The 15,138-nt window shown below is 37.9% G+C and carries 13 protein-coding genes and 1 pseudogene; 10 read left to right on the top strand and 4 right to left on the bottom strand.

The features are described 5' to 3' along the window. Window positions 1-29: 29 nt before the first annotated feature. The 4 genes and pseudogenes from QNJ50_RS05110 to QNJ50_RS05095 form a co-directional block, all read right to left on the bottom strand. Window positions 30-944 (bottom strand): hypothetical protein, encoded by a 915-nt coding sequence (locus QNJ50_RS05110; RefSeq protein WP_300632872.1) that lies wholly within the window; start codon window positions 942-944, stop codon window positions 30-32. Between the two features lie 959 nt (window positions 945-1,903). Beyond that, window positions 1,904-2,056: a hypothetical protein gene (locus QNJ50_RS05105; RefSeq protein ID WP_300632870.1), complete on the bottom strand. Its 153-nt coding sequence runs from the start codon at window positions 2,054-2,056 to the stop codon at window positions 1,904-1,906. A 21-nt stretch (window positions 2,057-2,077) separates the two neighbouring features. Then, window positions 2,078-2,128 (bottom strand): annotated as a pseudogene (locus QNJ50_RS05100) (hypothetical protein); the annotation flags it as partial. Between the two features lie 344 nt (window positions 2,129-2,472). Then, complete coding sequence (locus QNJ50_RS05095) at window positions 2,473-2,736, bottom strand: hypothetical protein (RefSeq protein WP_300632868.1); 264 nt, start codon at window positions 2,734-2,736, stop codon at window positions 2,473-2,475. A gap of 407 nt (window positions 2,737-3,143) precedes the next feature. On the opposite strand from QNJ50_RS05095, the gene QNJ50_RS05090 reads away from it, so the two are divergent. From QNJ50_RS05090 to glgX, 10 genes are all read left to right on the top strand, one after another. Next, window positions 3,144-3,485 (top strand): hypothetical protein, encoded by a 342-nt coding sequence (locus QNJ50_RS05090; protein WP_300632866.1) that lies wholly within the window; start codon window positions 3,144-3,146, stop codon window positions 3,483-3,485. Window positions 3,486-3,625: 140 nt separating this feature from the next. Further along, a complete protein-coding gene (locus QNJ50_RS05085; RefSeq protein ID WP_300632864.1) occupies window positions 3,626-4,489 on the top strand; it encodes a type 1 glutamine amidotransferase domain-containing protein in 864 nt (287 codons plus the stop codon). A 708-nt stretch (window positions 4,490-5,197) separates the two neighbouring features. Further along, window positions 5,198-6,904, top strand: a complete 1,707-nt coding sequence (locus tag QNJ50_RS05080) for a thiamine pyrophosphate-binding protein (protein ID WP_300632862.1) — start codon at window positions 5,198-5,200, stop codon at window positions 6,902-6,904. A gap of 306 nt (window positions 6,905-7,210) precedes the next feature. Then, a complete protein-coding gene (locus QNJ50_RS05075) occupies window positions 7,211-7,915 on the top strand; it encodes an EthD domain-containing protein (RefSeq protein ID WP_300632861.1) in 705 nt (234 codons plus the stop codon). A 72-nt stretch (window positions 7,916-7,987) separates the two neighbouring features. Next, entirely contained in the window at window positions 7,988-8,305 is a 318-nt protein-coding gene (locus QNJ50_RS05070; protein WP_300632860.1) for a Nif11-like leader peptide family natural product precursor, read from the top strand. 287 nt (window positions 8,306-8,592) lie between these two features. Then, window positions 8,593-8,904, top strand: a complete 312-nt coding sequence (locus QNJ50_RS05065; RefSeq protein WP_300632859.1) for a hypothetical protein — start codon at window positions 8,593-8,595, stop codon at window positions 8,902-8,904. Between the two features lie 29 nt (window positions 8,905-8,933). Further along, a complete protein-coding gene (locus tag QNJ50_RS05060) occupies window positions 8,934-10,472 on the top strand; it encodes a GMC family oxidoreductase N-terminal domain-containing protein (RefSeq protein WP_300632858.1) in 1,539 nt (512 codons plus the stop codon). A 92-nt stretch (window positions 10,473-10,564) separates the two neighbouring features. Continuing rightward, window positions 10,565-12,145: a GMC family oxidoreductase N-terminal domain-containing protein gene (locus QNJ50_RS05055; RefSeq protein WP_300632857.1), complete on the top strand. Its 1,581-nt coding sequence runs from the start codon at window positions 10,565-10,567 to the stop codon at window positions 12,143-12,145. A 121-nt stretch (window positions 12,146-12,266) separates the two neighbouring features. Further along, window positions 12,267-12,959 carry a DJ-1/PfpI family protein gene (locus tag QNJ50_RS05050; protein WP_300632856.1) on the top strand — a complete coding sequence of 231 codons (693 nt, stop codon included), beginning with the start codon at window positions 12,267-12,269 and terminating at the stop codon, window positions 12,957-12,959. Next, window positions 12,956-15,073, top strand: coding sequence for a glycogen debranching protein GlgX (glgX, locus tag QNJ50_RS05045; RefSeq protein WP_300632855.1), 2,118 nt, complete (start codon window positions 12,956-12,958; stop codon window positions 15,071-15,073). The genes QNJ50_RS05050 and glgX overlap by 4 nt, the downstream gene beginning before the upstream one ends. The last annotated feature ends 65 nt before the right edge of the window (window positions 15,074-15,138 follow it).

The following is a 15,138-nucleotide window of genomic DNA, read 5'->3' as shown; positions in this document are numbered from 1 at the left end:
TATACAAAAGTAGAAACTCCAATCATTGACTATGAAGAGGACTTATTCTGAGCTTTCTTTCTTGCTTTCATCGCCACAACGAGTAATCCTGCAAATAAAATAGATCCTAAAACGTTTTCAGGTTCGGGAACTTTGACGTTAGATTTTGTATTTTTGAAAGCTAATAAAGTAACATTACTATCTTTTTTGAACGATCTATTTACAGAACCTTCCACAAAAGAACTTTTAGATGCTTCACTTCCATTTCCACCATCAATTGGACCAAAACTAGAAAGACCAGAATTGCTAGTAAAGCTGATATTGCCGCTACTGGTATTATTAATAAAATTATTTTGACCTGTAGCGTCAATGCTCGCAGCTAGGGTAAATGAGTCTAGTATATTATTCTGACCAATCTGGGTTGGATCGAATTGTGGTGAGTTGAGGAAGTTTAACCTTTGATCTGCAGAGGTACCAGTTGTATCTAAGAGATAAAAAGAAATATCCCCAGCTGCGCTAGCATACTCAACTCCTGGTTGATCTACAGAAGCATTTAAATCCAAGAAAGCACTAAAATTAAAAGATAAAGTGTCGTTACGATTGACGTCAAAATTAGCAAAGTATCTCGGTGATGTTGTCGCTGAAGCTGTATAACTAGGACCATCACCAAATACCAAACTTTCCGCGACATTAGATATTTCTAAAGGAGAAGGTTCGGCAATCGTACTAGAAAAGTTATCAAAATCTGATACGCTATCATCTGTTCTGGATTCAGCGAAGCCATCAGCATCATTTACAGCTTCCAGTGCTGATGTTTCTTGTTGACTGAAATCTGTAAAAAATAGATCTCCATAGGAACCAGCTAAAGTTGCGGCTAAACCAGGAGAACTTGCTAATACCCAAGTAGTCACAAATGGGGTAACTCGCAAACCAATTTTTTTGACTAATACTGAATATGACTTCATCTAAAACCTCTGTGATAATGTTATCGATAACTTGGTTAATTAGTTTTTATTCCAAAGGACTTATGTAAGACCTTTTTTACTATTGGTTTGAAGAGAATAAAATTTTTCTATCTAAATATTTATCTACAACATTTAGGAGATATAGAAAATGTTCAAATTTTAAGAGGTTAATATTCTACTCCAATGTTTTTTAAGTCTTTAATTTGAGTTAGTAGTCGATATTAAATTACTATAAGTTTCTCATAAATTTACAAACTCATTTAAATAAATGTTTTTCATTGACTACAAAGATCAATTTTCCTGATTGAAGCCTCCACAAAATACAAAAATGCTACATGTAATGTCGCCTGAAATACTGATTAAAAAACAACTATTGTCAATTTAAAACTTCACTGAGAATGGAGATAAATTGAGAAAAACTTCAAAAATATTCTCTTCATAAGAATATACTTTTATACCAATCCAAACCCTCAAAAAGCTATAAAATAGTTTGCTAGTAAACATCTCAAGAGAGATGCATCAGTTATTCAGAGTCGATTACGTATAAATTTATTAAGCAACCTAGAGGAGGAAAAATAATAGTGAATTTATTTATCTCCTTAGTTAAATATCTACCTCAGTCAAAATACTAAAACATTAACATTAAAGTATGTATGAATTTTTGATGAATTTATTGAGGTCGATGCTTTATTTTGCAGAATTAATCAATGTGTATCAAATAGTTTCTTGTAAACCAAATAAATATTTTGTTTTACAAATATAAGTTAATAAATAATATTGAATGCTAAGTTTGTATAGATTTATTTTTAATCAGGACTTACGCAAGTGTCACAATTGGTGGTTGGTGCGTGACGCTATAAGTCTGATTCTTACGTTCAGGTATTTTTACAGCGTCACACACCCTACAGGAAAAATATGCCAGTTGCGTAAGTCCTATTTAATATTGAGCGGACATGTGGTTAATATGTTGCTTGCAAACGACTTAAAAGGTAATCTCCAGCAAGAATGGGGGGATATATGGGAGGATGCTCTTTTTTACAGCTTTCCAAACAAGTAACTGTTGTATCGTCGTTGGGATGACAGAAAAAAGCTAAAGAGTAGCGTGATTGCATTATTCTTTTGTCATCAGGAACTATGACTCGATGCTTTGTGGAGCAGAATACATGATTTGTCCAACTTTGGATTAAATCCCCTGTATTGACTATAACTGTATCGGGGATACTTGGAGCACAAATCCGTTTACCGAAATCACACCATTAGAACCAGAAGAACTAGTTTTGATTTCCAAACCACCAAGGGAATCTTGAAATAATAAGGTAATGCTTCCATAGTCTGACTGTTCACCTGATTTTTAATATTCTGATTTCTTAGAATTCTTCCATTCGCCATTCCCACTGTTATGCAATATCCGTTTCATTAATCCCTTGAGCAATTAGTAAAGCTGATTGAGTATTTTCTATCGCATTTGACCAATCTTTACCATTTTCATATAAATTACCAATAGTCCCTTATCTGTTATGGCGCAAACTCACTCTCCAATGTCTTTTAATTCACGATCTATTAATCTCGAAGATTGAGTTGTGTCAGATTCTGGTTGTGTTGGTTGTTGTGGTTGAATAAAATTTACCAGGGTCATAAGCATAGGCAAAGCAAACGCCAAAACAAGAGTGATCGCAGCCCATTGAAATATCGCAGGTCGTTTGCGCCCTTTAGTCGGATAGCCGCAACTAAGGCAAATTTCCTCCTGATCGCTGTTTAAAGTACCGCAAACATTACAAGGTTCTAATGCCATTTCTTACTTCCTAATTCTTATTTCCTAAAAGTACCTTTAATCACACAATTATTCTGCATACACTTATCACTATGCTTTAGCATATACTTATCTTGACAGAGGAGCGAGAGATGTTGCTAACGCAAAATGGGAGTTTGATTCTAGCAAAACATTACCTTGTCGTAGAAATAAGCCTTCTTCACGTCGTAATATTGAGAGGGTTGGTCTTACCCCTGGAAACGTCAAGGATTTTCTCACAGTCAATGCTATGAATGTTATGCGGGTAAAAGTGGTCGAAATGGTAGGGATGGTATCAGAGGTAAAAGTGGTCGCTATGGCAAAATAACTCTCATACCGAGATTGGATATCCCTCAAGAAAAACTAGCTACTACCAGCCAATATCTAAGATTTTAGATCGAAATATTCAATTGGTAAAAAATATTTGGGTTCAGAAACAGGATTTATCTGCACTTTTAAATCCGACTTCTGATGTGTCTAGTACTTATACTTATTTGCAAGCAACAGTTCGTCCTCAATACCGCGTTACTTGGAATGCAAAATCAACTCCAGAAGATTTAGGTGTTAACAACACCAAAGTGGGAGCAGCAATTGAACTAGAGCAAAACAAAGCTAAAATTAATTTCCAAATTCCAGGTACTTTGGAGTATGGTATTTCCCAGAATAAAGACATAAAAGTTTTGACAGTCACAGGAGGTTTTTCTCCATCCCGTTTAGATTTTCTTAATGATCTTTTACGTAATATTGACTAGATAAAAACTAGTTAAGGAGATTACACTTGGTAAGTGCCTTGAGAAAAATTTACGTAAGAATCATAAATACTTGATAAATACTTGAATTTGAGTTCGGTTTCAAAGGAATTTGTCTTTGTTTGTTTAGCAAAAATAAAATAATGAAGAATATTCTTTTTGTGTTGTCAGAGTGGGGCTATTGGGGCGAAGAATTAATAGGACCACTAGAAGCCTGTGATGGTGCAGGATATAACGTCACCTTCTTGACTCCTACTGGGAAAAAACCAACTCCCTTAACCGTTAGCATGCAACCTGGTTATATAGATCCTCCTTTAGGTCGCTCGGTTACTTCCGAAGAATACGCACAAAAGACTCGCCAAGTAGATAGTTCCGATCGGTTAAATAATCCTAAGAATTTAGAAACTTGGTTTCCTTTGAGGGCTTATCCTAGTTCTCCCACCTATCTGCGAGATATGGAGACATACTACGATAAAGTAGACTGGATCGTAGCTAATGAATTAGTCAATTATGATGCTTTAGTCATTGTTGGCGGTAGCGGTGCTTTGGTTGATTTAGCCAATAATTCCAGATTACACGAACTGGTTATAGGCTTTTACAAACTTAATAAACCTATTGCTGCTGAGTGTTACGGAGTATCTTGTTTAGCTTTCGCAAGAGATATTCGAGAGAAAAAAAGCTTGATCTGGGGCAAATATGTCACCGGTCATCCTATTGATTATGACTACCTTGACGGTACTGGATTTGAAGGTAATCATGCAAACGATGATTCTAACAAAGGATTTGGAGATGGTTATATTAACTTCGGTCCTCCTTTTTATCCTTTAGAGTACATTCTTCGCGATGCCGTTGGTCCAGATGGTCGTTATTTAGGTGGTGTTGGTCATAAAACTTCTGTAATTGTTGATTATCCCTTTATTACCAGTCGTTCTACAGCTTCTTCTGCTGAGTGCGGTCAAAAATTAGTAGAAGTGCTGGAAAAAGAATTGACCCGCTACGGGTGGTAATAGATTATTTGACTACTTTTTTTAATACATAGGTATAGTCAAACAATGGGATAATTTTCTAAAAGAATTACTTGTACCTTAATAACTTTAGTCGGACTTATGTACGGGAAAATCTTATGAAGGTTACATCCATTGTGATCGCATTTGAATTCCTTGGGCGATCCTAGTGCTTTACCACGCAAATTTTAGTAGGTTCTTCCGCATTCGCCATGCTTGTATCGGGAAACCTATAGAGAATTGTTAGCAAACTGTTCTTCAAAGAAAATATGTTGCATATTAAAAAAATCAGAATTTTAGTGTTGGTATGACTAACACTAACAAAATTGATGTGGCAAAGTACTAGTACCGCTGCGCGGAAGTCATCAGCATAGCGTATCCGTAGGACATAACAGACCGCGCCCACGGCGTTAATGAAGTGGGTGGGGCGTTAGCACAGCAAAAGTACTGTTTTCTCTGCCTTTGACTTTTTATAAATGGGTGCGTTATTTCCGCCGCACTGTACTAGTTAATTTCTCTAAATTCTTAAATCAAAATTAGAAATTACAACTAATGTGAATTAAATTCAGCCTTGTAATATCAAGCCTTTCAAGAACCGGCTTAAATCATGTTTGTGATTATTCTCACGACTTTATGTTATTTCAGCTTCTAATTCACGCCTTATGTGAATTACATATTCATATGTAAGTTCGAAGTAAAAAAACAAAAAATATGAATAAAAAAACTGGACGTTTTGCCATTCTGGAACAATTTTTAGCAGATGGTATAGATCGCATGTTTGGCTGTCCTGGGACATCAGAAGAAGGATTCCTAGATGCTCTGTGGGATTACCCAGATCTGAAGTATATCTTGACTTTACAAGAATCTGTTGCGGTGATGGCAGCAGATGGTTATGCGCGAGCAACTAGAAAACCTGCTTTAGTGCAAATCCACAGTACTCCTGGTTTAGGAAATGCGATCGGGGCGTTATATCAGGCGAAGCGCGGTCATTCACCTTTGGTGGTCATTGGTGGCGATGCGGGAATCAAATATAAAGCAATGGATGCACAGATGGCGGGAGATCTGGTTGCTTTTGCCGAACCTGTGACAAAATGGTCAACGATGGTAATGGATCCATCTTCCCTTCTTAGAGTAATACGCAGAGCAATCAAGATTGCCAGTACTCCTCCCATGGGACCGGTATATGTTTGCGTACCAATGGATATTTTAGATGCTCCTGCAGTTGAGGAAGTCAGACCCACTTCGTTTCCTTCCACTAAGGTTGTAGCAGATGAAGGTACTCTCAAAAATGTAGCTGCAATCTTAGCGAATGCAGAAAAGCCAATGATTTTTATTGGTGATGGAATAGCTTTTTCTGGCGCACAGCAGGAGTTAACTGAAATTGCCGAAATTTTGGGAGCAGAAGTCTGGTCTGCAGATGCTGGTGAATTAAATATGAGCTATGCTCATCCCCTTTACCAGGGTTCTACAGGGCATATGTTTGGTTATCAAAGTCAACCCATAACCTCGAAAGGAGATGTCAACTTAATTTCTGGGACTTATATGTTACCAGAAGTTTTTCCCATCTTAGGTAACATTTTTAAACCGGATGCCAAAATAATTCATATCGATTTAGATAGCTACGAAATTGCTAAAAATCATCCAGTAGATATTGGTCTGGTTTGCGATCCGAAATTGACTTTGGGTAAGTTAAAAACAATCCTAAACGATGTGATGACCCCCGAACAAAAGGAAGCAGCTAAGGTTAGAACTGTTGAAATTACCCAAGCAAAACAATCTAAACTGGAAAGCCAATTAGAAGCCGACCGGGCGGTTCGAGATTCTGTACCCTTGTATTTCTCTCGTTTTGTGGAAGAACTCGCAACTCAACTACCAAATGATGCGATCGTCTTCGATGAAGCATTAACAAATTCTCCTCCTATCTCTCGCTATCTAAAACTAACAGAACCAGGACAATATTTTCTTACTCGCGGTGGTTCTTTAGGTGTGGGGATTCCTGGAGCTATGGGAGCAAAACTGGCTAATCCCGATAAGACAGTAATTGGAATCACTGGTGACGGTGGTGCGATGTTTACTATTCAGGCTCTATGGTCTGCTGCTCGCCATAATATAGATGCTAAATTTATCATCTGCAATAACCGTTCTTACAAGCTTTTGCAAGTGAATGTACTAGCTTATTGGCGAGAGCGGGGTATACCAGAACATGATTATCCTTTAAGTTTCGATTTGTCCAAGCCAGAAATTTCTTTTGACCAAATGGCGCGATCGATGGGTGTTGAGGCTGTTAGGGTTGAAAAACCGGAAGAAATAGCTCCAGCAATTCAAAAAGCATTAGCACACAAAGGTCCATTTCTTATAGATGTGGTTTTAGAAGCTGATGTTCACCCAGAAATGATTGGTTTGAGATGCGGTCAGTAGAAGATTTAGCAAGAAGAATTAAACGAGAAGGATTGAACGAACAAAATAGAACAAAAATAAAAACTTAATTCCCGATCGCAATAAATCTAGTTACTGGATAAAAACTATTAATCGCGTCCATTTTGACTCTAACGTTTTACAAACGAATGAGATAGTACAAGTTTCTCAAAATCAGACATGAAGGAAAGAGTTTTTATTTTTGACTTCTGAATTCTGATTTCTGACTTCTGATTCCTGCTCGCTTTAGCGCGGTCTGTTCTGACTCCTGACTCCCACTCTAGATATTCACTACCCTTAGGATTATTTATGATTCACCAGTTGATTTTTGCTCATCCAAAACCAGGTATGAGCGAACAAGACTTTCAGGATTATTGGGTAAATGTACATGCTGTGGAGTATGCAAGCAAAATTCCTCAAATTAGACGTTATCTTATTGATTTACGAATTCCTTTTGGAATTGAAGCTACAAATAAAGATCCCCTTTTTAGTGGTGTTGCTGAAATTTGGTTAAAAAATGAAGAAGAACAAATTGCTTCACTTCAGTCCAAAGAGTTTTTGGAAGGAGCCCGCAGAGATGAACCTAACTGGGCTGCATTCTGGCGTACAGTTGGATTAGATACTAATGCTCACCTTCTATTTGAAGAAAAATCCGTATCTAAGAATTTTCATGGAATCAAGATTTTAATAATGGTAAAAAGAAAAGCTGGAATCTCATTAGAACAATTTCGTGAATCCATGCTAGATAATCATGCTTCCAAAGTGATGAAGATTCCAGGTATTCGCCGTTATCTTCAAGGTCATGTTCGCGATAGCTTTTATACTATTGGTGAATCTATCCTTGATTGTGTTTCCCAACTTTGGTTTGATGATATGGAATCTCTTGAGATAGCCTGTAGTTCGCCAGAGTATAAAGAGTTGTTTATATTCAACACGGATCGTCTTTTTGAGTCTAAATATATTCACACAATGGTCGTAAAAGAAAAATGGGTTATTGGACCAGAAAGTCGCTAATTATTGTTTCAAAATAAATACTCTGTCAAATCTATCATTCAATAATTCATCATTCAATATATAAATTGCCGAATGTCTAAGCAAAATGTCATCGATTTTTTTCGAGCTATTAGTGTAAATTCAAAGCTGCAGGAAAAATTTAATGCTAGAAATTTAGCAGAGTTAATTTTTCATGCCAATAATTTAGGCTATGAATTTACTCGGGAAGATTTAGCTTCTGTAATTGGTCGTATCGAAGAAACAGTAATCCTGAAAAAAATTAAAGAGAAAACAATTGGTAGTAGAAGTAAACTATGGCCAAAAATGTGGGGTAAATATCATTTTCAGTATGTGATTGAAGTTCTTATGAGCTACTTTTCAGAAGAAGAATTGAAAGAATTAATTAGATGATATCTTATATTAATAGGATTGTTATCTGATGTATATAGTTCATATTTCAATTGTAAATGTCAAATTTGGATAGTTTAAATTGAGTAATTTGATTGGTGTTCCAGAATCATATACTTGACAGTTAATGGTTAATCATAAATTTATACTGAATTATGATTTATGATTATTGTACAGATGCTATATATTTTTCCACATCAATCGTAATAATGACGCGTATATAAGATTTTTTGTTATTAATTTTAATCCCCAATAATGAGTTAGATTCTATTAATAAGGAAATAATTTTAATGTCAAGAAAAGCTGTTTTTGACTTTTTAAATGCTGTGGCTAAAGATTATTACCTACAACATGAATTAAGTCGCAAATCTAAAGATGAAGTTATGAAAAATGCCAAAATAATGAACTATGATTTTACCCCTCAGGATTTTGATGATGTTATTTGGGAAAGTGAAATATTTTTGGCGAATAAACATAAAGAAAAATTTGATTTAACTTTTAGTTTATGGGAAACAATGTGGGGAAAATACTATTTTCAATACTTAATTGATAACGTCATTGGTAGCTTATCAGACCAAGAGATGAAGCAAATTATAGGGTAATAAGATAAAAATATAGGAAAATCAAAAATATGAAATTTGAACAAACATTCGATTACATTGTAGTCGGTGCTGGGTCTGCAGGATGCACGATCGCTAATCGCCTCAGTGAAGACCCTAATGTTTCAGTACTTTTATTAGAAGTGGGAGCAGCAGATACTAATTCTGCAATTCATAAAACTGACATACAATCCATGACCTCTCTATGGGGTTCCAAACTTGATTGGGGCTATTCTACAGAGCAAGAACAGTATTTAAATAAACGTCAAATTGCGATCGCTCAAGGTAAGGTTCTCGGAGGTAGCAGTTCCCTAAATGCGATGATGTACGTCCGAGGAAATCGTCGTGACTACGATAGTTGGAGTCGTCTTGGTAACGAAGGTTGGAGTTACGAAGAGGTATTACCCTATTTTAAAAAATCTGAAGATTATGAAGGTGGTGCTTCAGAATTTCATGGAGTAGGAGGTCCCCTTAGTGTTATTGACTATAGGAATCCTGCACCAGTTTCCCAGGCTTTTGTTAATGCAGCAATTGAACTGGGCTACAAAGGAAATAATTGGGATTTTAATGGGAGTCAGCAAGAAGATGGAGCAGGTTTTTATCAGTCCACTAGAACAAGTAATAACCAACGCTGTAGTACTGCTGTTGCTTTCTTGAATCCGATCCTGGAGCGATCTAATTTTACCGTCCAAACCAAGGCTTTAGTTACTCGTTTGCTAATCTCTAAAAATCAAGTTGTTGGAGTTGAGTATAGCCAGGATGGTACTCTCCACCAAGTGAAAGCTGAATCTGAAGTGATTGTTAGCTGTGGAAGCTTTGACTCACCCAGGTTATTAATGCTTTCCGGAATTGGTGATGCTAATCATTTGAAGTCCCTAAATATTCCGGTAGTGCTGGATTTACCGGGAGTAGGATTAAATTTACAAGACCACTTATTACTGGGAGTAGGCTACAAATGTAAACAGGAACAACCTAGTCCCAACCTACTTGCTGAAGCTGGACTATTTACCAGAAGTGGTAATAACTTGGATGATTCCCCTGACTTACAATTCTTTTTTGGTCCAGTACAATTCCTCGAACCTGAATACTTATGGGACGGTCCAGGTTTTACTTTTGCACCAATTCTGATTGCTCCCCAAAGTAGAGGTACGGTTACTTTGCGTTCCAACAATCCTGAGGATTTAGCCATCATCCACACCAATTATCTGGAAAAGGATGCAGATATAAAAGTATTAGTTAAAGGGATTCAACTATCGCGCGAGCTAGTCCATACCCATGCTTTCGATGATTTTCGTGGAGAAGAACTTGCTCCGGGGGCTGATATTACCAATGAATCTGGTTTGCGTGAATATATTCGTAAGGTTGCTTCTACAGTTTGGCACCCCGTTGGAACCTGTAAAATGGGTCGCGATCGCAATGCAGTAGTGGATCCACAACTCAAAGTTCATGGAATTGCAGGACTAAGAGTTGCAGATGCCTCAATTATGCCTACGATTACCAGGGGTAATACTAATGCAGCCACAATTATGATTGGTGAAAAGGCGGCTGACATGATTATTGCTTCTCGGTAAATGAGCAAAAGTAAATAGGCGAAAGTAAATAAGCCAACTCTTTGCTTATTTTTTGTTTGAGTGAAATTTATTTGAATCAAAATAGTGTAACAATGACAGATAATTTTGATTTTATTATTGTTGGTTCCGGTGCAGCAGGTTCGACTATTGCCTATCGCCTCAGTGAAATTAGTAACCTAAAAGTATTGGTAATTGAAGCCGGCGGTACCAAAATTCCCGAACAGGTACAAATTCCTTATCGTTGGAATGAACTTTTGCTCACAGATATCGATTGGGCTTATATGAGTGAAGCTCAGTCCGGTCTGGATAGCAGGCAAATTTATTCTGCTGCTGGTAAGCTCATCGGTGGAACCTCCAATATCTATCATATGATCCATACCAGGGGAAGGGCTGCAGATTACAATAACTGGGCTTATAACGGCTGTAAAGGTTGGTCATTTAAAGATGTACTTCCTTACTTCCAAAAACTGGAAAATCAAGAAGATGATACTAATCCAACTGCAGGTAAAGGTGGACCAATCAATGTCATCAATGCAAAAGATAACGGTAATCCAGTTTCACAAACTTTTATTGATGCTTGCGTTGAATTAGGATATCCACATATTGAAGATTTCAACGCCAGTGATTTTGGTGTTGGTTGGCATCATTTAGATATAAAAGATGGTCAAAGATGTGGAGTTAGGACAGCTTATCTGGAACCAGCCTTAAGTCGTCCCAATGTCACATTAAGTGCAAATTCCCTAGTAACCAAACTTCTGTTGGAAAACAATCGTTGTGTGGGAGTTGAATATCAACAGGACGGCGTTATTAAGACCGCAAGAGCAGATCGAGAAGTTATCTTATCTGCTGGTGCAATTCAATCACCAAAATTACTCATGCTTTCGGGTATTGGTAATCCAGAGCATCTCCAACAATTTGATATTCCTGTTGTAGTGGATCTTCCTGGTGTCGGTGAAAATTTTCACGATCACCCACTTGTCATTGGACCCATGGGTTTAATGTCACAGCCAGGAGCAGACCCCAAAGAAAATATGACAGAAGTTGCTCTCTTCTGGGGTTCTGAAGATGGCTTACCCATCCCTGATCTAGAAATCTGTCTCGTACATCGTGCTCCGTTTGGCGATTCATTTTTTTCCAACGTTATCAAACGGGTTCAGACTAACCAGCCTATCGCCTCAGTGGAACAGTTAGTTGACCCCAGAGTTATTTTGGCTCTTCCTGGCTTAGTTAGACCTCTTTCACGGGGGTGGGTTCGTTTAGCAAACAACGATCCGACAGCAAATCCTCTGATTAATGCCAATTACGGTCAAGAAAAAGTTGATATCGATCGCATTGTCACTATGGTCAAAATGACCCGTGAGATATACAAAACCAAAGCATTTGCTGAGTTAGGTTTAATTGAAGTTAAGCCGGGTTCTGATTATGACAGCGATGATAGCCTCAGAGATTGGATTGTAAACAATATTGGTTCTTACTATCATTTTGTCGGTTCTTGCAAAATGGGTGTGGACAATATGGCTGTTGTAGATCCAAGCCTTAAAGTCTACGGTGTTGAAGGTCTGCGAGTAGCTGATGGCTCGGTTATACCTTCAATTCCATCAGCTAATCCCCATACTTGTATCGTAATGATAGGTGAGAAAGTCGCAGACTTAATTAAACAAGATTTGGGTTAAAGCAAAAATTTGTCTCGAAATTTCAGGAATTTACTGCTTTGGAATTTTTGATTGTACTACTCCACAAGTAAATACCAGGTAATGCTCAAGCATCCAATCTGAATCATTGAAAAGGACATAAATGATGTTAACTTCCCATTTATATAATCCAGGTCCCAACCATAGTTTTTCTAGAGATGTTATCAAAAGTGATGACCCTGGAAATAAACTTAAGGGACAAAAAATTGGCATTCTTTTTGAAAGTGACTTTTACGAACATGAAATTTGGTACTATCATTACCGATTTGCTGAAGAAGGAGCAGATACCCATCTTTTAACTCGTTTATGGGGTCAACCATCTTTAACTTTCACCGGACATGAATACAAAGCACCGATTGAATGTCAGGAAAGTTTTGAAAACATGGACGATCGAACTCTAGAAAGTTTTTCAGCAATTATCGTCCCTTCAGCGATGGTTTCTGACCGTTTGAGATACACAGAAGACATCAATAAACTTCCTCCAGCCACAGAATTTCTTCAGCGAGCATTTGCGAAAGAAAATATTCTTAAAGGTATTATCTGTCATGGAATGTGGCTAGTTTCTCCCGTTCCAGAATTAGTCAAAGGTCGCCCTGTTACCTGTCACAACAATTTGCACGGTGATGTTGTGAATATGGGTGCAATATATACAGATCGTGATGTGGTGGTAGATGGTGATTTAGTGACAGGTAGAACGGGAGCCCATTGTCACCTCTTTGCTAAGCAGATAGTTGACATTCTCTCAGGAAACTCTGTCAAAGCAAAAGAATTATGCGTTGGAGGTAATGTCAAATGATTGCAATCCCAAAATATCAAGATACAACACCTGGACGTAAAAATATTACTTACCAAGTCGATCGGGGGAAAGCCCATCCTTTAGGTGCAACTGTCGATCGCAATGGGGTAAACTTTTCACTTTTTTCCGAACATGCTACAGCGGTAGAGTTATTACTATTCGATAAATGTGATGCTCTAGAACCATTTCAGATTATTAAATTAGACCCCAAAATTCATAAAACTTTCCTATTTTGGCATGTTTATATCAAAGGGTTAAAAGCTGGTATGCATTATGCTTATCGAGTTGATGGTCCTAACGATATCAATTCGGGACATCGTTTCGATCGCGAGAAAGTTTTAATCGACCCCTATGCTAAAGGTAATACGAAAAATCTGTGGCGACGGGGCGATGCTTGCGTACCAGGAGATAATCTTGCGACCTCAATGCGTAGCGCCATTATCGATACTTCTGACTATGATTGGGAAGGCGATCGACCTTTGAATCGCCCGATGAATGAAACAATTATCTATGAGATGCACGTGGGTGGTTTGACAAGTTCCTCGACCTCCAAGGTTAAGCATCCCGGAACTTTTGCTGCTGTCATTGAAAAAATTCCCTATCTGCAAAAATTAGGAGTTACAGCAGTTGAACTACTTCCCATCTTTGAGTTTGACAATACAGAAGTGCTGCGAGAAGTAGATGGTCAACCCCTGAAAAATTATTGGGGCTACAGTACCATGAGTTACTTTGCTCCCCATCCTAGCTATTGTGTAAACCCAGAAGAAGGGAAGCACGTACGAGAGTTTCGCGATATGGTCAAAGCTCTACACAAAGCAGGTATAGAAGTAATTTTAGATGTAGTTTTTAACCATACTGATGAAGGTAATCATCAAGGACCAACTTTTTCTTTTAAAGGTATTGATAACAATATCTATTACTATCTAGTATCTGGAAACAAGCAATACTACTACGACTATACAGGCTGCGGAAACACCTTTAATTGTAACCATCCCATTGGTGAAAAATTTATCATTGACTGTTTGCGGTACTGGGTTGAAGAGATGCACGTTGATGGCTTTCGTTTTGATGAAGGTTCGGTTCTTACCAGAGGTGAAGATGGTAGACCAATGGAACATCCTCCGGTGATTTGGGCAATTGAGTTAAATGATATTTTAGCGGACAGTAAAGTAATAGCTGAAGCCTGGGATGCTGCCGGACTATACCAAATTGGTCATTTTCCCGGTTATCGCTGGGCAGAATGGAATGGTCGCTATCGGGATGATGTGAGACGATTTGTGAAGGGAGATGCAGGTGTTATTAATAATCTGGCTTCTCGTATTACTGGTAGCGCCGATCTCTATCAATATCGCGGTCATTTACCAATCAATAGCGTTAATTTTATTGATGCTCATGACGGATTTACGCTCAATGATTTGGTTTCCTACAATGACAAACATAACGAAGCGAATGGAGAAGGCAACCGCGATGGTATCAATGACAACCTAAGTTGGAACTGTGGTGCGGAAGGAGAAACCAACGATCAGTGGATTAATGATTTACGAGAACGCCAAATTAAAAATTTTGCGACTATTTTGATGTTGTCTCAGGGCGTCCCCATGATGGTTATGGGAGATGAAGTTCGGCGTACCCAAAAAGGTAACAACAATAGTTACTGTCAAGATAACAAAATTAGTTGGTTTGATTGGAATCAGGTAGAGCAAAATCAAGATTTCTTCCGTTTTTGGCAACTCATCATTAATTTCCGCAAACAACATAGTGCTATTCATCGCCCTCGTTATTTCACTGGAATTACCAATCAACGTGGATTATCAGATATTTCTTGGCATGGTTGTCAACTGAATAGTCCTGGTTGGGACGATCCAACAGCAAGAGCTCTGGCTTTTACCCTCGGTGGTCGCGATCGCGAAGTAGATATTCATGTAATGATGAACATGTACTGGGAAAAACTTAACTTTGAAATTCCCCCAGTTAAAGGTAGAAAATGGTACAGAGTTATCGATACTTCTCTGGCTTCTCCTCGGGATATCAGTGAACCAGGTCAGGAAATCATTATTACCTCAAATAATTATTTAGTCGCAGATCGCAGTATTGCAGTGCTGATTTCGAGTTAGGGGATTGGCGTTAGCGGCTAGCGTTTTAGTCATCTACCAATTTTCTCGTTTTTCCCAATTCTTTG

It is taken from the genome of Mastigocoleus sp. MO_188.B34 (genome assembly GCF_030065675.1).
GTDB lineage: Bacteria > Cyanobacteriota > Cyanobacteriia > Cyanobacteriales > Nostocaceae > Mastigocoleus.
The sequence above is the reverse complement of the archived record's forward strand: the minus strand, read 5'-3'. Positions and strand labels throughout refer to the sequence as shown.

Excerpts from the sequence above, each read along its gene's own strand:
- QNJ50_RS05085 (WP_300632864.1), top strand. The coding sequence starts at position 3,626 with ATGAAGAATATTCTTTTTGTGTTGTCAGAGTGGGGCTATTGGGGCGAA.
- QNJ50_RS05095 (WP_300632868.1), bottom strand. The coding sequence starts at position 2,736 with ATGGCATTAGAACCTTGTAATGTTTGCGGTACTTTAAACAGCGATCAG.
- QNJ50_RS05050 (WP_300632856.1), top strand. The coding sequence starts at position 12,267 with ATGATGTTAACTTCCCATTTATATAATCCAGGTCCCAACCATAGTTTT.
- QNJ50_RS05065 (WP_300632859.1), top strand. The coding sequence starts at position 8,593 with ATGTCAAGAAAAGCTGTTTTTGACTTTTTAAATGCTGTGGCTAAAGAT.
- QNJ50_RS05110 (WP_300632872.1), bottom strand. The coding sequence starts at position 944 with ATGAAGTCATATTCAGTATTAGTCAAAAAAATTGGTTTGCGAGTTACC.
- QNJ50_RS05075 (WP_300632861.1), top strand. The coding sequence starts at position 7,211 with ATGATTCACCAGTTGATTTTTGCTCATCCAAAACCAGGTATGAGCGAA.
- QNJ50_RS05080 (WP_300632862.1), top strand. The coding sequence starts at position 5,198 with ATGAATAAAAAAACTGGACGTTTTGCCATTCTGGAACAATTTTTAGCA.
- QNJ50_RS05105 (WP_300632870.1), bottom strand. The coding sequence starts at position 2,056 with ATGCAATCACGCTACTCTTTAGCTTTTTTCTGTCATCCCAACGACGAT.
- QNJ50_RS05060 (WP_300632858.1), top strand. The coding sequence starts at position 8,934 with ATGAAATTTGAACAAACATTCGATTACATTGTAGTCGGTGCTGGGTCT.
- QNJ50_RS05055 (WP_300632857.1), top strand. The coding sequence starts at position 10,565 with ATGACAGATAATTTTGATTTTATTATTGTTGGTTCCGGTGCAGCAGGT.
- QNJ50_RS05070 (WP_300632860.1), top strand. The coding sequence starts at position 7,988 with ATGTCTAAGCAAAATGTCATCGATTTTTTTCGAGCTATTAGTGTAAAT.
- glgX (WP_300632855.1), top strand. The coding sequence starts at position 12,956 with ATGATTGCAATCCCAAAATATCAAGATACAACACCTGGACGTAAAAAT.